The sequence below is a fragment of the Micromonospora sp. NBC_01405 genome (assembly GCF_045040155.1).
Taxonomy (GTDB): domain Bacteria; phylum Actinomycetota; class Actinomycetes; order Mycobacteriales; family Micromonosporaceae; genus Micromonospora.
Genome location: NZ_CP109532.1, coordinates 4,413,469 through 4,431,317 on the forward strand (window position 1 = coordinate 4,413,469; position 17,849 = coordinate 4,431,317).

Consider the following 17,849-nt stretch of genomic DNA (forward strand, 5'->3'; position numbering starts at 1 on the left):
TGCGTATGACGCAAGACGGTGAGTTGGACGCCCTCGTTCGGCAGCGGATCCGGGGGCTGCGGGTGGCGCGCGGCTGGTCGCTCGACGACCTGGCAGCTCGCTGTTTTCTGAGCCCGTCGACGCTGAGCCGGATCGAGACCGGCCACCGGCGGATCGCCCTGGACCAGTTGACGCCGATCGCCCGGGCGCTGGGCACCACGCTCGACCACCTGGTGGAGTCGGGCGCCGACGACGACGTGGTGATCCGCCCCCACCGCGACGAGGCAGGCGGCGTCACCACCTGGCTGCTGTCCCGCGAGGGCGCACCGCACGGCGTGACGGTCGCCAAGATGCGGATCACCCGGTCGGTCCCCGACGAGGGGCGGGTGCATCCGGGCCGGGACTGGTTCACCGTGCTCTCCGGCACGGTGGTGCTACGCCTCGGCGAGCGGACCATCCTGGTCGAGGCCGGTCAGGCGGCGGAGTTCTCCACGATGGTGCCGCACGCGTTCGGCGCGCACGGCGGTGCGGCCGAGATCCTGTGCATCCTCGACCACGACGGGCAACGCACCCACCTGGCGCCGACAAGGCCCTGACCGGGCCCGGGGCCACCCACCACGGGGGCCGGCAAGCGGCGCCGCCTGAAGCCACGGCAGGTCCCCGGTCAGGCGGTGGCGGCCTGGTCCACGGCGGCGAGCAGCTCGGGCAGGGCGTGCCCGCCCTCGTACCGGACGTCGTTGAGGAACAGCGTCGGGGTGCCGTTCACCCCGCTGCGGATGCCCCCGACGAAGTCCCGGCGGACCCGGTCGGCGTGGGCGTGCCGCTCCACCTCGCCGCCCACCTCGTCGGCGGGCAGGCCGAGCTGCGCCACGCCGAGCGCCAGGTGCACCGGGTCGAGCTGGTCCTGGTGCTCGTACAGCCAGTCGTGCATCTCCCAGAACCGGTCCCGTCGCCCGGCCGCCTCGGCGACCTCGGCGGCGCTCTCGGCGTACGGATGGATGTTGGCGATCGGGAAGTGCCGGTAGACCAGCCGGACCACGTCGGCCCGCTGGCGCAGCAGCTCGGCGAGGTTCGAGTGCACCGCGCCGCAGTGTCCGCACTGGAAGTCGCCGTACTCGACGAGGGTCACCGGGGCGTCCGCCGGCCCCCGGGCGTGGTCGGTCCCGGTCACCGGCACCCGAAGCCGGGCGGTGACCTGCAACGGTGTGGTCATCGGGTCACCACCGTGAGGCGGTTGCGCACCTCGTGGACGCCGGGCGCCGACCAGACCGTCCGCTCCACCGCCTCGCGCTCCGGCACCGAGTGCACCGTGCCCTCCAGCAGCACGGCGTCGCCGTGCACCCGCACGGTGACCTGCTCGCCGTCGACCGCCGCGGCGCGGGTCAGCGCGTCGACGATCCGTGCGGTGAGGTCGCCGGAGTCCGGCCGGACCGCCGGCCGCACGGTGACCCCGTTGCTCAACCCGCGTACGCCGGTCAGCCGGCCGACGACGCGTTCGGTGGCCCGGCGCTGGTACTCCCACTCCACCTCGCCGTGCAGGGTGACCCACCCGTCGGCGACGGTGACCTCCATCCGCTCGACCGGCACGAACGCGTCCCACTCCAGCGCCCGCCCGACGGCCGTGGCCAGCTCGGTGTCGGTGCGCTCCGCCGAGCCGGGCAGCCGGACGGTGAGGTCGTTGGCGACCGCCCGGACCCGGGCGACCCGGTGGGCGGCGCGTTCCGCCACCCACTTCTTCGCGTAGCTGTCCACCCAGCCGGTCAGAGTGACCACGCCCCCGGTGACGGTCACGCCGATCTCGTGCGGCTGGACCCGCGGCTCCCAGGTCAACTCGTCCAGCACGTCGGACTGGATGTCCTGGTCGGTGCGGGTGGTCGTCGCGGTGGCCATCGCTGCATCCTCCCGAATGTCGACGAACGATCGGCGGCGCGCGTGGGCCCGCCGGGGCCGATCCTGCCGCCGGAGCGGGTGAACCGGACCCACCCCGGTCGGGTGAGGGGTGCCGCGCACGGCCGGTCCCGGGGCGGCGGGAGGCGGCCGGGCGTCGACAAGGACCCGCCGGGTCCGGCACCATCTGTGGGCGGCGTGACTGTCGGCGGCGGGGAGTGAGCGATGGGTGAGGTTCGCATGGCGGCTCCGGTCGCCGCCCCCGGGCGGTGGGGCCCCGGGCGGGGCCGGGCGGCGGCCGTCCGGCTGGGCCTGCTGGCCCGGCACGAGTGGACCCTCGCGGTGCTCGGCTCGCTGCTGCTCGCCGCCGTGCTGACCTGGCCGACGCTGCGCGACCTGGCCGGCACCATCCCGCAGGACACCGGCGACCCGACGCTCCAGGCGTGGCAGGTCGCGTGGGGCGGACACGCCCTGCTCACCGACCCGGTGCACGTCTGGCACTCGAACACGTTCTGGCCGGAGCCGTACACCTACGCATACTCCGACACACTGCTCGGCTACGCCCCGTTCGGGATGATCGGGCACGGGCCGGTCGCCGCCGTGGTCCGCTACAACCTGCTGTACATGCTGGTGCACGCGCTGGCCTTCGTCGGGGCGTACGCGCTGTCCCGGCAGCTCGGCGCGGGCTGGGCGGGCGCCGCGGTGGCCGGGGCGTCCTTCGCGTACGCGCCGTGGAAGCTGGCCCAGGCCGGGCACCTGCACGTGCTCAGCATCGGCGGGATCGCGCTGGCGCTGGCCATGCTCGCTCGGGGGCACGGCTGGTCGCTGCGGCACGGGTACCGGCCGGACCGGGCCCGGCCGGGCTGGGCGGGGGCCGGCTGGCTGGTCGCCGCCTGGCAGGTCAGCCTCGGCTTCGGCATCGGCCTGCCCTTCGCGTACGCGCTGGGGCTGCTCTGCCTCGGCGCGGCCGGCGGGTACGGCTGGTCGTGGTGGCGGCGGGCCCGGCCGGCGTTCCCGCGCCGGCTGCTGGTGGCGGACCTGGCCGGCGGCGCCTTCTTCGCCGGGGTGACCCTGCTGATGGCCGCGCCCTACTTCGAGGTGGTGGCCCGGCACCCGTCCGGCCGGCGCACGGTCGAACAGATCGCGATGTTCTCCCCACCGTTGCGCGGCTTCCTCACCGCGCCGCCGGAGTCCTGGCTGTGGGGGGAGCGGCACATCGCCGCCCGGGCCACCCTGAGCTTCGCCGGGGAGATGACCCTGCTGCCCGGGATGGTGCTGATCGGGCTCGCCTTCGCCGGGCTGTTCGTCTCGGCGTGGCGGTTGCGGCACCGGCTGGCGCTGGCCGCCGGGGTGCTGGTCAGCGCGGCGCTGGCCGCCGGCACCACGCTGTTCGGCGACGGCGACCCCGGCTACGTCACCCTGGTGGAGCACGTGCCCGGCTGGGACGGGGTGCGCACCCCGGGTCGGCTGGTGCTCTGGACGACGCTGCTGCTGGGTGTCCTGGCCGCCGGGGCGCTGACCGTCCGTGAGCCGGACCCGGAGCCGGGGTCGCCCGGCAGCCGGTGGCGGCGCTGGGGGCAGGCGGTGCTGGTGCTCCCGATGCTGCTGGTGCTCGCCGAGGGGGTCAACCGCACCCCACACGTGCCCGCCCCGGTGCAGCCGGCGGCGCTGCACGGGCTGCGCGGGCCGGCGCTGGTGCTACCCAGCGACGGCATCCGGGAGTTCCACGTGATGCTCTGGTCCACCGACGGCTTCCCGAAGGTGGTCAACGGGCTGGCCTCGTTCACCCCGGCCGGCCAGCAGCAGATCCGGGCGGCGAGCGGGGGTTTCCCCGACGCGGCGTCGGTGGCGTACCTGCGAGGGCTCGGGGTGCGCACGGTGGTGCTGCTGCCGGCGTACGCGGCCGGCACGCCGTGGGCCGACGCGGCGGGCCGGCCGGTGGACGGGCTGGGCATCCGGCGGGAGACCGTCGGCGACGGGCTCGTCTACCACCTCGACTGAGCGCCGCCGCCGCGGTGGGCGTCCCCGGGCTGAGCCGCCACCGCGGTGGGCGGCCCGGGCTGAGCCGCCACCGCGCTCCGCGACCCCGCCCGGGCAGGGCGGCGCGGCGGGAGAGCATCCGCCGCGCCGCCGGGCCGGTCGGGTCAGCCTTCGAGGCCGACGGGGGAGTCGGGCCGGTCGACGTCGACGAACTCGATGTCGTCGGCGTCCCGGTCGCCCCGGCCGCCGGCGGCCCGCGCGGCCGACCCCGCGGCCCAGCCGACCGCCGCGCCGACCAGCGCGGCGCCGATCAGCAGCGTCCAGGGCAGGGCCGGGCGGCGGCCGGCGAGCGCGTCGAAGGCCAGCAACGCCCGGCGGCGGGCCACCTCGGCCGCGGAGCCGACCAGGTCACCGGCGTCGTCGGCGAGGCCCGAACCGTTGCGGCGGGCCGAACGGGCGGTGTCCCGGACGTTGTCCCCGGCGGAGCTGACGGCGGAGACCAGGTGCTGCCACGCCTGGTCCGCGATTCGCTCGGGCTTGCTGCGGCGTTCCAGCAGATCGGTTCCGAACATCGTTCTTACCTCCTCGGGGTGCCGAAGCTTGCGGCCACTTCGGCTTCTCGGCTAGGGCAGGGCTCGGGCGCCCCGCCCACCGGCATGGTCCGGCGGGCCCGTCCGCCCACTCGGGCAGTGCCCCGCCGGATCCGGCCGCAAACCCGGCCCGTCCGGCGGCGGCCCGCCGGGCGGCGGTCAGCGGACGGACACCACGGCAGCGCCACGGGCGAAGTCGTCGCCGTCGTCGTCATCGTCGTCGTCACCCGCGCCGCCGAAGCCGCAGGCCAGCATGAGAGCGAGCAGTGCGCCGACGCCGGCGAGGCCGGCCAGTCTCCGGATCATGAGTGGTCCTTCCGTGGTACGGGTGACGGACGCCACCGAGCGTAGGCGGGGCGGGCAACGGCGGCGGTGACCTCTCGCACCGGGTTCGCTGTGGGCGGGGCGGGGCGCGCCCGGCGCACAATGTGCGCGCGAAGGTCGGGGGTCACCGTTACCCTGGGTCGGCGACGTCGGCCCCGGGTCGATCGTCCGCTGAGCAGGACGTGAAAAGTCCGGATAAGGGCCAGCCCGCTGTGCCCTGATCCATGAATTGCTCATCCCGAGGGGTGGCGACCGAGGCCGTCGGAGGAATACTCTCGGTCGCGGCCCGCGTACTGATGAGGCGCCCGTGAACGGGCGAGTGGAGGTGCTCGCGTGAGCCTGTCGATCGTGAAATCGGTACTGTCGGGTGGTGTCATCGAGATCGTCCCGCGCGGCGAAATCGACGTCGACACCGCGTACGAGGTGCGCGAAGCCATCGCAGAGGTGCTCGCCAAGGGGCGTCCCGCCCGCATCGAGCTCAACATGCGCCTCGTCACCTTCATCGACTCCGTCGGTATCAGCGCGATGGTGGCTGGTTTCCAGACCGCCGAGGTCAGCAGCGTGAAGCTGGTCGTCACCGAGCCGAGCCGGTTCGTGCACCGACAGCTCTGGGTGACCGGGCTGCTCGGTCTGTTCGGCGCTCCGGAGCCCTACTACGCGGGTGCCGGCGCCGCCACCCCCGAGGTGCTGCCGGGCGCCTGACGGCCGTCCGCCTCGGGTGCCACCCGGGGCGGTTCACCGGGTCGGTCACTATGGGTCGGTTCACCGTGGCCGGGTCGGTGGTCCTTCCCTCCGGGGGTCGGGTGGGGGACGATCGGGACGTGCTTCGGCGAGACACCTTCCAGTATTCGGTTCAGGCCCGCTGCCCGCGGGCCGAGGCGGTGGCGCTGCTCGGCGACCTGGCCCGGCAGGGCGAGCTGCATCCGCTGATCACGCGGGTGCGCCGGCTGCCGCCCCGGCCGGGCGCCCGGGCCAGTTATGCCATCACCGACCGGCTCGCCGCCGGGCCGCTGCGCTTCCCGGTGACGTACCAGGCGGACGTGCTGGTCGTCACCGACGACGAGATCGTCACGGTGGCCCGGCAGCGGCCGGCCACCACCGTGCGCAACCGCACCCGGCTGCGTGACGAGCCGGGCGGGGTGGTCCGGATCGACGTGGAGATCACCCTTGCCGCCCCGGCACCGCTGTTCCGGTACGCCTTCCGGCAGGCCCGGTCGGCGCATCTCGGGCTGGCCCGGAGGTTGGGAGAGGTGCTGGACCGCGCCGGGGACGGCCCGGCCCAGCCGGCCTGAGCGGCGCGGCCGGGCCCACGGCTTGTGCGGGTGGCCCCCGGACGGCGAGGGCCACCCACCGTCCGGTCAGTACACCGACAGGTGCACGTGGTTGGTGTGGTCGCTGGACGGGTCCCCGTTGCCCCCGCTGTACGACTTCCAGCCGCTGCTGGGCAGCCAGATCTGCCTGAACCAGATCACGTACAGCACGGCGAGGTTGTCGGCGTTGCGGATGTAGTACGCCGCCAGGTTGTTGCCGTAGGTGCGGTCCCCGCCGGAGGCCACCCCGCCGAAGCCGCCCTTCTGGGCGGCGAAGTCGCACGCCCGTCCCTTGGGATGCTCGCCGGAGCCGCTGGGCCGGTGGCAGGAGACGTACCGGGTGAAGCCGGCCGACTTGGCCTGCTGGAGCGCGTGCAGCGTCCGTGGGGTGATGCAGCCGTTGGCCGGGGTCGGGTCGTTCACGCTGCACGACTCCGACGGCCAGGACCCGTCGGAGTTGCGCTTCGCCGGGGTGGCGTTCGCGCTGGAGGTGCCCCGGTTGGCCCCGTCGCCGCTGGCGCTGGTGCTGGCCTTCTCATTGGCCACGGTCAGGGCCTGCTCGGCCTGATCCTTGCGCTTGGCCATCACGGTGACCTGCTTGCGCTGCTCGCGGATCTCCCCGTCGAGGGCCAGCCGGGTCTTGGCGGCCTGGTCCCGGGTCTCCAGCAGGTCGCGCAGCGCCCGGTCCTCGTTGGTGGCGACCGCGTCCAGCGCGGCGACCCGGTCCAGGAAGCCTGCGGGGTTGGTGCTGTTGAGCAGCGCGGACACCGGGCTGAGCCGGCCCGACTTGTACGCCACACCGGCGATCTCGTCGACCTTGGCGCCGCGTACGGTCAGCTCCGCCTCGACCGTCTTGAGCTGGCTGCCGAGCTGCTGCTGCCGCTTGACCGAGCTGGCCAGGGCTCTCTTGGCGTCCAGGTAGCCCTTGCTGGCCGCTTCGAGTTGGGCGCGCAGGGCGGGGGTGCCGCCCTCCTCGTCCTGGCCGGGCGTGGGGGCGCGCAGGCCGGTGGGTGGGGCCGCGCCGGCCGGGGCCACCGGCCCGAACCCGAGGCCGACGGCGAGCGTCAGCACCAGCATCGCCGCCATCCGGGCGGCGGTCCTTCGTACAGGTGCCACTACTGGCATACGTATGTCCTTCCGTCAGTCGCCGACCGGGTTAGCTGACGGGTTCGGGACGGAAGATCCCTACCGCTCAGGCGGATGCACCCCACGAACATGGTTCCCCGGCTCGCCAGGAGGCGATTAGGCGGCGGCCACCGCAGGCGCCGGAGGGCGCCGCCCGGCGGAGGCCGGATGAGAGCTTACCGGTGCGGATGAGACCCCCGCTGTCTCCGTGGCGGACGGTGCGTGGGCCAATACCTCCAAAACCGGCATGAGGGCACAATACACCACCTAATTGATGGGTGTGGGTATCACCAGCCGGTCGGCCCGCAGGGGTCCGCCGACGCCCCGGGCTCCACCTGCAACGTGGCGTGCTCGATGTGGAAGTCCTCGTGCAGGGCGGTGCGGGCCGCGGTCAGCACCGCGCCCACCTCGGCGTCCGGCGCCATGGTCAGGTGGGCCGAGGCGACCTCCATGCCGGAGGTCAGCGTCCAGACGTGCAGGTCGTGCACCTCGACCACGCCGGGCACCGCCGCCAGTCGGTCGTGCACCGCGGTCACCTGGAGGTGTTCCGGCGCGGCCTGCACCAGGATGCGAACCGCGGCCCGCCCGAGCCGCCAGGTGCGGGGCAGGATGAACACGCCGATCGCGACGGCCACCAGTGGGTCCGCCCACCACCAGTCGGTGACGGCGATCAGCGCCGCGGCGCCGATCACCCCGACCGACCCGAGCAGGTCGCCCAGCACCTCCAGGTATGCCCCACGCATGTTGATGCTCTCCTTCGCCCCGCTGCGCAGCAGGGCGAACGCGGCAATGTTGGCGAGCAGGCCCAGGGTCGCCACCACGAGCATCGGGCCGACGGTCACCTCGGGTGGGTCGCCGAATCGGCGGACCGCCTCGACGAGGACGTAGACCGCGACGCCGCTGAGCAGGACGGCGTTGCCGAGCGCGGCGAGCACCTCCAGCCGGTAGAGCCCGAAGGTGCGCTGAGGGTCGGCGGTGGCCCGCCGGGTGGCGGTGATCGCGGCCAGCGCCATGCCGATGCCGAGCACGTCGGTGAACATGTGCCCGGCGTCGGAGAGCAGCGCCAGCGAGCCGGTGCCGAACGCGGCCACCGCCTCGACGATCATCAGGGCGGTGAGCAGCCCGAAGGCCGCCCAGAGCCGCCCTGAGTGGCGGTCTGCGGCGTTCGCCACCGCGCTGTGGTGGTCATGACCTGCGCCCACGCCAACACCCTCCGTCCCCGATCCGAACCCGATTTAATGTATGCTCACATCGCTATGTATGCAAGTAAAAGTCGGGCGTCCGACCGAGGACGGGGGCGCCGGCCGGTCAGCCGGTCGGATCGATCGTGGTCAGCCGCTGGGTGGCCCGGGACAGCGCCACGTACAGCGTCCGCACGCCGGAGCCCGGATCGGCCCGGATCTCGGCCGGGGCGACCAGCGCGACCCCGTCGTACTCCATGCCCTTGGCCTGAAGACTGGTCACCACCTGCAGGCGCGGCGCGGCCAGGCCGGCGAGCCAGCCGGCGACCTCGTCCCGGCGCGGCACCGGCGTGATCACTCCGACCGTCCCCTCCACGTCGCCGAGCAGCGCGGCGACCGCCGCGACGGTGGCCCGTTCCAGCTCGGCCGGCGGAACGGTCAGCGCGACCGGCTCCACGCCGGTGGACCGCACCGCGCTGGGCAGCCTGAGGTCCGGGTAGAGCCGGCGGATCTCCGCCGCCGCCACCGCGAAGATCTCCGCCGAGTTGCGGTAGTTGGTGGTCAGCTCGAACTGGTGCCGGCGCCGCCGGCCCAGCGCCTGGTCCCGGGCCCGGGTCAGCTCCTCCTCCGTGCCCGTCCACGCGGTCTGCGCCGGGTCGCCCACCACCGTCCAGGACGCCAGCCGGCCGCGCCGGCCGACCATCCGCCACTGCATCGGGGAGACGTCCTGCGCCTCGTCGACCACCACGTGCGCGTAGTCGCGGTAGTCCTCCGGGCGCTGCCGGGCCGCCTCCCGGGCCGCCCGCTGCCGGTCGGCCTGCGTGCTCAGCTCCCGCACGCCCCCGGCGAGCTGGAACGGGTCACGCTTGGCCCGCTTCGGCTGCATCGGCTTGCCCAGCAGCGCGTCCAACTCGTCCAGCAGGGCGATGTCGGCGATCGTGAGCCCCTCGGCGTCCAGCGTCCGGTATGCCTCGGCGAGCAGGCCGATCTCCGCCCGGGACAGGATCCCCCCGGCGTACCGGCGCAGCCGGTCCGGGCGGGCCAGCCAGCCCAGCACGTGCCGGGGGTGCAGCCGGGGCCACCACGCCTTGAGGAACTCGCGGAACTCGGACCGCTCGGCGATCTCGTCCTCGAACGCGCGCTGCTCCGGCAGCCGCCCGACGTTCATCCGCCGGGCCTGGGCCCACAGCGCGGCGAACACGCCGTCGAAGCCGGCCCGGCGCGCCTCGTTGCGGCGGGCCCCCCGGGACAGCGCCCGGTCCCGGATGCCGTCCAGCTCCCGGCGGTCCAGCCGGAGCAGGGCACCCCGGTAGAGCAGGCGCAGCTCGCCCGGCCCGCCCGGCACCGCGTCCCGCGCAGCCTGCTCAAGCACCCGCCGCATCCGCAGCGATCCCTTCACCGCGGCCACCTCGGGCGGGTCGGTGCGGGTCGCGTCCATCCCCGGGAACAGCGAGCCGAGCGAGTGCAGCGTCGCGGTCTCCTCGCCCAGCGACGGCAGCACCGAGGCGATGTACTCCACGAACACCGCCGACGGGCCGACCACCAGGATGCCGCCGCCGGCGTACCGGCTGCGATCGGAGTACAGCAGGTACGCCGCCCGGTGCAGGGCGACCGCCGTCTTGCCCGTCCCCGGGCCGCCGGAGACGATCGTCACCCCGGAGCCGGGGGAGCGGATCGCCTCGTCCTGCTCCCGCTGGATGGTGGCGATGATGTCCCGCATGCCCCGGCCGGTGGCCCGGGACAGGGTGGCCAGCAGCGCCCCGTCGCCCACCACCGCCATGTCCGGCGGGGCAGCCGCCGGGTCCAGCAGGTCGTCCTCGATCCGGGTCACCCGCTCGGCCGAGGACCCGATGGTGCGCCGCCGCACCACGCCCAGCGGCTGCGCCGGGGTGGCCTGGTAGAACGCGGCGGCGGCCGGGGCCCGCCAGTCCACCACCAGGGTCTCCGCGTCCTCGCCGCGCACCCCGAGCCGTCCGACGTGCAGCACCTGCCGGTCGCGCAGGTCCAGCCGGCCGAAGACCAGCCCCTCGTGTTCGGCGTCGAGCCGGTGCCGGCGCTGGGCAGCGTGGAAGACCATCGCGTCCCGCTCGACCAGCGCGCCGAAGTTGCCCACCAGGGCCAGCTGGTAGCCGTCCTTTTCGGCCTGAGCGGCCGAGCGGCGCAGTTCGCTGAGGCGGGCGTACACCCGGTCGAGATGCCGCTGCTCGACGGCGATCTCCTGCTCCAGGGTGGTCCGGTCGGTCACGCGCAGCTCCTCGCAGACGGCGGCGGACGGCCGCGCCGGGGCGCGGGCCGCGCCTCGGGCTAACCGGAGAGGGTACGGCCACCGGCCGACCGGGACGCGGGGCCATGCCGCCGCCGCGATCCAGCCCACGTCCCGGACCGCCGCTCACCCCTGTGGCGCGGCTCCGGTCAGGCCGGGGAAGCCGTGTGCGGCGCGCCCGCCAGGACCCGGTGCAGCACGCCGGCCACGGCGGCGTTCACCTGGCCCGGCCGCTCCATCATCAGCATGTGCCCGGCGCCCGGGCAGACGGTCAGCTCGGTCGCCGGCAGCGCCGCCGCGATCGACTCGGCGCACGGTGGCGGGGTGAGCCGGTCCCGGTCGCCGACCAGCGCCGCCGCCGGGAGGTGGGCCAGCGCGGCGAGGGTGTCCAGCCGGTGCTGCGTCCCGATCGAGGCCCGGAAGCCGCCGATCGAGCGCAGCGAGGCGCGGGCCACCGCCGAGGTGACCAGCCGGATGTCGGTGGGCTCGCAGCGGTCGCCGAATAGCATCCAGCGGATGCTGGGCCGCAGGGCCCGCAGCAGCGCCCGGGGCGGGCGCCACGCGCCGCAGCGGGCCAGCACCCCGGCTCCGGCGGTCTCGGCCAGCCGGATCAGCCGGGCGATGCGCGGGGAGAGGCCGTAGGCGGTGTGGGTGTGCCCCTCGGCCGTGGTCGAGACGAAGACCAGCCCGGCCGTGCGGGCTGCGAAGTGCCGGGGGTGGCGGTGGGCGTACTCCATGATCGTCATGCCGCCCATCGAGTGCCCGACCAGCACCACCGGCCCGGTCGGGGCCACCGCGTCGAGCACGGCGACCAGGTCGTCGCCGAGCTGGGCGAGGGTGGCGGTGCGCAGCGCCATGCAGCTCGACCGGCCGTGTCCCCGGGCGTCGTAGGTCACCACCCGGACCCGGCCGCCGAACCGCTCGCGGACCTCGGCGAGTTGCCGGTGCCAGCTCCGCCCGTCCAGCGTCCAACCGTGCAGCAGGAGCGCGGTGACCTCGGCGTCCGCCGGCCCGGACACCTCGACGTGCAGCCGCACGTCGTCGGCGAGCCGTACCTCGGTCTGCTTCGGCATCGCCGCCTCCCCTCGGGCCGCCGCGAGAATTTCACCATCGGGTGACCCGGCGGTAACACCGGCTACCCGTCATGACACCACGCCAACCCTCCCAGGGGAAGGAGGTCAGCCGGCCGGCTGCGGTGGGTGGGAGGTGACGCCTGCCGTGGACGGGAGGTGACTGCCTGCCGTGAGCGGCGGCGGAGACGACGAACCGCCCGCCGGGTAGACCCGACGGGCGGTTCCTGGTGTCGCGGTGGGCGGGCTCAGCCGCCGAAGACGCCGGCCTCGGCGAGGCGCTTCTCGGTGGCGTCCCAGCCGTGGTCCGGGTGGGTGGCCGCGAGGTTGTTCAGCTCGGCCCGGATCTTGGCGGCGTGGCCGGCGGCGGCCAGCACCCGGATCTCCTCGACGAAGGCCTCGGAGTCGGTGCGCAGGTGCGCGGTCTTGCCGTTGGTCAGGTTGCGCACGTAGGCGTGCTTGCCGCCGTTGAGCGGGATGACGTACTTGAACTCGCCCAGCACGCTGAGGGCGCCACCCTGGCCTGCCTGGCCGGCCCGGACTGACGCGCGCGCGGTCTTAGAGGTGTTGCTCGCCACGGAGGTACTCCTTGAGACGTACGGGAGGACGGTAACGTCCGGGGGCTGTGACGGGGTGACGCTCGGAATGAGCCTCGGTCCGCCGAAGTTGTGCGCGGCAACAAGCCGCCGAGAGAACTTTACACGACCGCGATGCCTGGCTGGTCACCGTGCCTGTCCGAAGGGCACAACCACGGACGCCGGCCCGGCATTCCGCCGGGTCGGACCGCTCGCCGGCCGACCCGGGACGGCCGCTCCGGGCACCCGGGCCGGGGTGGATCCGAGCGCCCGTTCCGGCGAATTCTCCGATTCACTGGCGCACCATCCGCCACACCAGTCATCATGTGTTGCAACAGCCACTCGGGTGGTCGAGGTCGTAGGGGAAGACGCACCTCGCTCTCCGGGAGGTCACCGTGCCAACGCGTGGCGTCGTATACGTCCACTCGACCCCGCTCGCCGTGTGCTCGCACGTCGAGTGGGCGATCGCGCGCGTCCTTGCCGCGCCGGTCAACCTGCAGTGGACGGCTCAGCCCGTCGACCCCGGCGCCCGTCGCGCCGAGTGCGGGTGGACCGGTCGCCCGGGGACGGGCGCCGAGCTGGCTGCTGCCCTCCGGCAGTGGCCCATGATCCGTTTCGAGGTGACCGAGGAACCGAGCGCGGGCGTCGACGGCGAGCGCTTCATGTACGTCCCGGGCCGGGGACTGTTCCGGGCCGCCGTCGGCGCGGCCGGCGACATCCAGCTGGGCGAGGACCGGCTGCGCGCCATCATGGCCGCAGCCCGTGCCCCGGAGGCCCTGGCGCACGCCCTCGACAAGGCGCTCGGCACCGCGTGGGACGCCGAGCTTGAGCCCTACCGGTACGCCGGCGACGGCGCGCCGGTGACCCTGCTCACCCGGGTCGGCTGACCCGCCCCCGCCGCGCGTCCGGTGGGGTGGCGCTGGCCCCACGCGCGCCCGACCAGGGTGGTGTTCGACCAGGTCAAGTTGCCCTGATAACGGGGGAACTGGTGGGATGGTCCGCGTGTCGATTACCCCGCGACGTGCCGGCGTCGCGCTCGCCGCCCTGACCGCTGTGCTCGTTACCGGATGCTCGGGGGAGCCGGACCGGCCCCGTCCCACGCCGTCGGCCAGCACGGCCGGGGCGGAACCGACCGCGTCCGGTGGCCCGCCCGCCGCCGCCGACCCGGCCGCCCGGGCCGCCGCCCTGGTCGGCACCCTCGCCGACGAGGACCTGGTCGGCCAGGTGCTGATGCCGTACGCGTACGGCAGCTCGGCGACGAAGGTCTCGGACGGCTCCGCCGCCGGCAACCGGTCCCTCGCGGGGGTGGCCACCCCCGCGGAGATGGTCGCGAAGTACCGGCTGGGCGGGCTGATCCTGGTCGGCTTCAGCGCCGACGACCCGACCGCCGGCAACCAGGCCACCACCAACGTCGACAACCCGAAGCAGGTTCACGAGCTGACCACCGGCCTGCGCGAGGCAGCCGGAAAGCTCCCCACCGCCGCCGCGCCCTTCCTGGTCGGCACCGACCAGGAGCACGGCATCGTCACCCGGATCACCGACGGCGTCACCCTGCTGCCCAGCCCGATGGCCGCCGGGGCGGCCGGCGACCCGGCGCTGACCGAGGCGGCGTGGCGGGCCGCCGGCGCCGAGCTGGCCGCGATGGGGATCAACATGGACTTCGCCCCGGTCGCCGACGTGCTGGTCACCCGCAGCACGGTGATCGGCTCACGGTCCTTCGGCGCCGACCCGAAGCGGGCCTCGGCGCAGGTCGCCGGTGCGGTCAGGGGGTTGCAGAGCGCCGGGGTGGCGGCCAGCGTCAAGCACTTCCCCGGGCACGGCCTGAGCGCCACCGACTCGCACAAGGACGTCCCGGTGATCCCGCAGAGCCGCAAGGTGCTCGACGGCACCGCGTTCCCGCCGTTCACCGCCGGGATCGACGCCGGTGCACTCGCGGTGATGTCCGCCCACCTCGACGTCACCGCCATCGACCCGGGCACCCCGGCCACCTTCTCGCGCAAGGTCCTCACCGACGTGCTGCGCGGCCAGCTCGGGTTCAAGGGCGTCGTGGTCACCGACGGGATGAACATGCCCCCGGCCAAGCGCTGGGCGCCGGGGGAGGCGGCGGTGCGGGCGCTCAAGGCCGGCAACGACCTGATCCTGATGCCCCCGAACGTCACCCAGGCGTACGACGGTCTGCTCGCCGCGCTGCGCGACGGCTCGCTGCCCCGGGACCGGCTGGTCGAGGCGGTCACCCGGGTGCTGACCATGAAGTTCACCCTGGCCGACACGCCCGCCCCGGCGATGTCCACGCTGAACAGCCCCGCGCACCGGCAGGCCGCGGACGCGCTGGCGGCCGGCGCGGTGACCGTGCTGCGCGGCTCCTGCGCGACCGGGGTGCGCGGCCCGGTCACCGTCACCTCCTCAGGGGGGCGGGAGAAGACCCGGGCCCTGCTGACCGAGGCGCTCACCGCCACCGGGGTGAAGGTGGTCCCGAGCGGCGGCACGAGGGTGCACCTCGTCGGGTACGGCGACGGCTCGGCCGACCTCAGCGCCGACGCCGCGGTGACCGTGGCGATGGACACCCCGTACCTGCTGGCGAAGGCGAAGTCGCCGACGCTGCTGGCCACGTACTCCTCCGGCCGGGCGTCGATGACCGCGCTGGCGAACGTGCTCGCCGGCAAGGCCCGCCCGGCCGGGCGTTCCCCGGTGCCGGTCTCCGGTCTGCCCGCCACGGCCTGCGGCAACTGACCCGACGTTCGCGGCGTCCAGGGTGCCGCGACCCCGGTGCTGCGCGGCGGCGGTGCCCAAGCGCGGGGCGCAAGGCGCAAGGCGCGGGGCCTGCCGGCGACGCGGATGCGTCGCCGACAGGCCCCGGTTGGTGCGTCAGTTCAGGGGGAGCTTGCTGGCCAGGGCCGAGCCGTTCGACTCGAACGCGGCCAGCAGGGCGCTGGGCCGGCCCGAGGCGACCGGGACCACGACGGTCACCGCGCGGCCGGCGGTCAGCTCGACCTTCTTGTCACCGATGGCGGTGGTGCCGTTCCAGGCGTACAGGTACGCCGTGCCGGCCCGGTCGGCCCGCAGGGTGACCAGCACCCCGCCGGCCACCCGGCGCTGGTCGGTCAGCCGCAGCGCCTTCTCGGGCAGCTTGGCCACGGAGGCCGGGGCCACCCCGTCCACCGCCGACTGGGCGATGGTCTGCGGGCTGTGCACGCTGCGGGCGGAGGTGTCCGGGAACACCGGGGCGCTGGGCTGCTGCTGCGCCGGGGTGTAGCCGGGCAGGGTGGCCAGGCCGTAGCGGTACGGGTCGGCCCGGACGCCGGTGAAGGTGGACCAGCCCAGCCGGGACTGGGAGCTGAGGTCCTGGGTGTCCGAGTCGTAGACCAGCACGTTGAAGCCCATCCGGGCCGGGTCCACCGCGTCGGGCAGCACCGCGAACGGGATGCTCGCCTCGATGGTGTAGCCCGCGTACGGGCTGGTGACCTTGCTGACCACGGTCATCCCCGGTGCGGTGGTGGCGCCCGGTCCCTGCCGGTTGTCGGCGTCGCGCTGCCAGCACGGCGGGTTGCCGTTGGCCGGGTCGTCGGTGATCGGGAAGATGCCGGCCTTGAACACGGTGGAGGTGTCCGCCGAGTTCCCCTTCGGGTCGACGATGATCTCCACGCTGTCGGTGCGGCGCTGCCGCTTGCAGTCCTCCGGGACGACCTTCGTGCCGAGCACGTCGTCGGTGACCTGCACGTACACCTTCAGCGCGTCGGCGGTCCAGGCGATGCGGCCCTTTGCCGAGGCGTCCTGCGGGGTGGTGGCCTGACCCTCCCAGATGCGGGAGAAGTCCAGCTCCTCGCCGGGGTACTCGCCGGGGGAGGCCACGCCGTCGACGGCGTGGTCATGGCCGGCCTGCGGCACCTCGGTGGTCGGCATGACCTCCAGGGCGCCGGTCTCCACGGCACTGCCGGCCTTGCTGGTGGTGGTGATGGTGATGCCGTAGTCGCCGCCCGTGCCGCCCTCGTTGGCGGTCGGCAGGCTGGCGTCGGCGGTGACGGTGAAGGTGACCGCCCCGGTCGCGCCGGGGGCCAGGTCGGCGTAGCTCTTCGTCGTGGCGTCGGCGGTGAAGCCGGCGGGCAGGCCGAGAGTGACGGTGCCGCTCTGGGCGGCCTCGCCGTGGTTGCGCAGGTCGATCCGGACCGGCCGGCTCTGGCCGGAGCCGACGGTGAGCACCGGCTTGATCAGGGTGTCGAGCTGCGGGTATCCGCCCTCGCCGGCCCACTGCCGGAACACCCCGACCTCCTCCAGCGGCTCCAGGGTGCCGCGCACGTCGGCGACGACCCGGACGGCCCGGTCGGTGCGGCCGACGCCCTGGCGGGTGGTCAGGGTCGCGCCGATGAGCTGCTGCTGGCTGGTGTCGGCGTTCGCCGGCACGGTGACGGTGAACGTCCTGGTCCGCTCCTTGCCGGCCGGTACGGCGTTGTTCAGCGTCCCGGAGCCCTTGGCGGTCCAGCCCTGCGGCAGCCGCAGGTCGATCCGCGGCGCGGCCAGTGCCCGGTCCCGGGGCGCTCGCACGTGCGCGGTGACCTTGACGGTCTCGCCGGGGGCGAGGTCGAACCGGTCGGTGGTGAGGTACAGCTCGGAACCCTTGGGCAGGCCGCCGGCCGCGTTCGGCAGCACGGAGCCGCGCAGGATCGCCTCGGGGGAGGTGTCCGCCGGGTCGTACGGGACGCGGCTGTCGATCAGGGTGTAGAAGTCGCAGCGGATCTTGGTCGGGTCGGTGGAGGCGTCAGCGCTGTTGGCCCAGCCCTGGGTGACGTACTCCCGGCGGGCGTCGACCTCGATCGCGGCCCAGGTCTTGCCGGTGGTGCTCTGGGTGCCCTCCCAGACGCCGAAGACCTGGTCGGTCGGCACGGTGGGTACGAAGCTGGTGGCGCACTGCGGCCCGGCGGCCGAGGTGCCGGTGCCCCCGGAGCGCATGAACTTCGCCGCCCGGAACGGCTTCAGCTTCTCCTTGCTGATCTGCTCGGGGAACGCGGCCGGGTCGGCGGCGGCCTGGAACGCCTCGGCGGCGAACCGGGCGGCCTGCTGGTGGTTGCCGTGGTTGCCCGGGGTCGGCGACGGGTTCATCGTCATGATGATCTCGGGCCGGGTCTGCCGGATCACCCGGACGATCTGCGCCAGGGTGTCGTCGTGCCCCCAGATCTGCTCGGACAGCGGGGCGGAGGCGGTGTACCAGAAGTCGACGCGGTCGAGGTTGTAGAGGTTCTTCACGCCGGCCTTGCCGATCGCGGTGCGCTCCTCGCGCTCCCGGATGATGCCGAGCGGCGGGCCCTCCTCGAGGCCGACGGCGTTGCCGCCGCCCTCGCCCCGGGTGATGGTGACGACGCCGGCCTTGGCGCCGTAGCGCTCCTTCCACTGGCCGAGGGTGGCGAGGCTGCCCGCCTCGTCGTCGGGGTGGGCGCTGACGAAGAGAACGTCGAGGTCGACGGCGTCGGTGGCGGCGGGGGCGGCGAGAGCGGCGGTGGGCACCCCGGACAGGGCCAGGGCGAGCGCCGTGGGTAGCAGGAACGCCTTGATTCGCATGCAGATCCTTCCGGA

16 protein-coding genes and 1 riboswitch are annotated in these 17,849 nt (G+C 74.4%); of the genes, 6 read left to right on the forward strand and 10 right to left on the reverse strand.

The genetic code is table 11. The features are described 5' to 3' along the window. The first annotated feature begins 5 nt into the window (after positions 1–5). Positions 6–575: a helix-turn-helix domain-containing protein gene (locus OG559_RS19260; RefSeq protein WP_405105629.1), complete on the forward strand. Its 570-nt coding sequence runs from the start codon at positions 6–8 to the stop codon at positions 573–575. A gap of 68 nt (positions 576–643) precedes the next feature. Here OG559_RS19260 and OG559_RS19265 read toward each other — a convergent pair whose 3' ends face one another. Together OG559_RS19265 and OG559_RS19270 are read right to left on the reverse strand one after the other, a co-directional pair. Beyond that, a complete protein-coding gene (locus tag OG559_RS19265; protein ID WP_405105631.1) occupies positions 644–1,192 on the reverse strand; it encodes a DsbA family protein in 549 nt (182 codons plus the stop codon). After that, complete coding sequence (locus tag OG559_RS19270) at positions 1,189–1,869, reverse strand: BON domain-containing protein (RefSeq protein ID WP_405105633.1); 681 nt, start codon at positions 1,867–1,869, stop codon at positions 1,189–1,191. The genes OG559_RS19265 and OG559_RS19270 overlap by 4 nt, the downstream gene beginning before the upstream one ends. Positions 1,870–2,091: 222 nt before the next feature. On the opposite strand from OG559_RS19270, the gene OG559_RS19275 reads away from it, so the two are divergent. Next, a complete protein-coding gene (locus tag OG559_RS19275; protein WP_405105635.1) occupies positions 2,092–3,867 on the forward strand; it encodes a hypothetical protein in 1,776 nt (591 codons plus the stop codon). Positions 3,868–4,010: 143 nt separating this feature from the next. On the opposite strand, the gene OG559_RS19280 is transcribed toward OG559_RS19275, so the two are convergent. Then, complete coding sequence (locus OG559_RS19280) at positions 4,011–4,418, reverse strand: hypothetical protein (protein ID WP_405105637.1); 408 nt, start codon at positions 4,416–4,418, stop codon at positions 4,011–4,013. Between the two features lie 177 nt (positions 4,419–4,595). After that, on the reverse strand, positions 4,596–4,742 hold the full coding sequence (locus OG559_RS19285) for a hypothetical protein (protein ID WP_396671316.1): 147 nt from the start codon (positions 4,740–4,742) through the stop codon (positions 4,596–4,598). A gap of 351 nt (positions 4,743–5,093) precedes the next feature. Between OG559_RS19285 and OG559_RS19290 the strand changes: the two genes are divergently transcribed. Both OG559_RS19290 and OG559_RS19295 read left to right on the forward strand, forming a co-directional pair. Then, complete coding sequence (locus OG559_RS19290; protein ID WP_350889171.1) at positions 5,094–5,462, forward strand: STAS domain-containing protein; 369 nt, start codon at positions 5,094–5,096, stop codon at positions 5,460–5,462. A 119-nt stretch (positions 5,463–5,581) separates the two neighbouring features. Beyond that, positions 5,582–6,052, forward strand: coding sequence for an SRPBCC family protein (locus OG559_RS19295; protein ID WP_405105639.1), 471 nt, complete (start codon positions 5,582–5,584; stop codon positions 6,050–6,052). Positions 6,053–6,118: 66 nt separating this feature from the next. Here the strand turns inward: OG559_RS19295 and OG559_RS19300 are convergent, their stop codons facing one another. From OG559_RS19300 to OG559_RS19320, 5 genes are all read right to left on the reverse strand, one after another. Then, on the reverse strand, positions 6,119–7,195 hold the full coding sequence (locus tag OG559_RS19300; RefSeq protein ID WP_396671314.1) for a coiled-coil domain-containing protein: 1,077 nt from the start codon (positions 7,193–7,195) through the stop codon (positions 6,119–6,121). 4 nt (positions 7,196–7,199) lie between these two features. Then, a riboswitch (cyclic di-AMP (ydaO/yuaA leader) is annotated at positions 7,200–7,329 on the reverse strand. Between the two features lie 153 nt (positions 7,330–7,482). After that, entirely contained in the window at positions 7,483–8,397 is a 915-nt protein-coding gene (locus OG559_RS19305; protein ID WP_405105642.1) for a cation diffusion facilitator family transporter, read from the reverse strand. 106 nt (positions 8,398–8,503) lie between these two features. Beyond that, a complete protein-coding gene (locus OG559_RS19310) occupies positions 8,504–10,621 on the reverse strand; it encodes a HelD family protein (protein ID WP_405105644.1) in 2,118 nt (705 codons plus the stop codon). Between the two features lie 167 nt (positions 10,622–10,788). Then, entirely contained in the window at positions 10,789–11,712 is a 924-nt protein-coding gene (locus OG559_RS19315) for an alpha/beta fold hydrolase (RefSeq protein ID WP_405105646.1), read from the reverse strand. 245 nt (positions 11,713–11,957) lie between these two features. Continuing rightward, positions 11,958–12,287 carry a hypothetical protein gene (locus OG559_RS19320; RefSeq protein ID WP_387025805.1) on the reverse strand — a complete coding sequence of 110 codons (330 nt, stop codon included), beginning with the start codon at positions 12,285–12,287 and terminating at the stop codon, positions 11,958–11,960. A gap of 392 nt (positions 12,288–12,679) precedes the next feature. Between OG559_RS19320 and OG559_RS19325 the strand changes: the two genes are divergently transcribed. Both OG559_RS19325 and OG559_RS19330 read left to right on the forward strand, forming a co-directional pair. After that, positions 12,680–13,171 (forward strand): DUF3145 domain-containing protein, encoded by a 492-nt coding sequence (locus OG559_RS19325; protein WP_396671310.1) that lies wholly within the window; start codon positions 12,680–12,682, stop codon positions 13,169–13,171. 106 nt (positions 13,172–13,277) lie between these two features. Beyond that, positions 13,278–15,014: a glycoside hydrolase family 3 protein gene (locus OG559_RS19330; protein WP_405105648.1), complete on the forward strand. Its 1,737-nt coding sequence runs from the start codon at positions 13,278–13,280 to the stop codon at positions 15,012–15,014. Positions 15,015–15,149: 135 nt separating this feature from the next. Here the strand turns inward: OG559_RS19330 and OG559_RS19335 are convergent, their stop codons facing one another. Then, positions 15,150–17,834, reverse strand: coding sequence for a sugar-binding protein (locus OG559_RS19335; RefSeq protein WP_405105650.1), 2,685 nt, complete (start codon positions 17,832–17,834; stop codon positions 15,150–15,152). Positions 17,835–17,849: the final 15 nt, after the last annotated feature.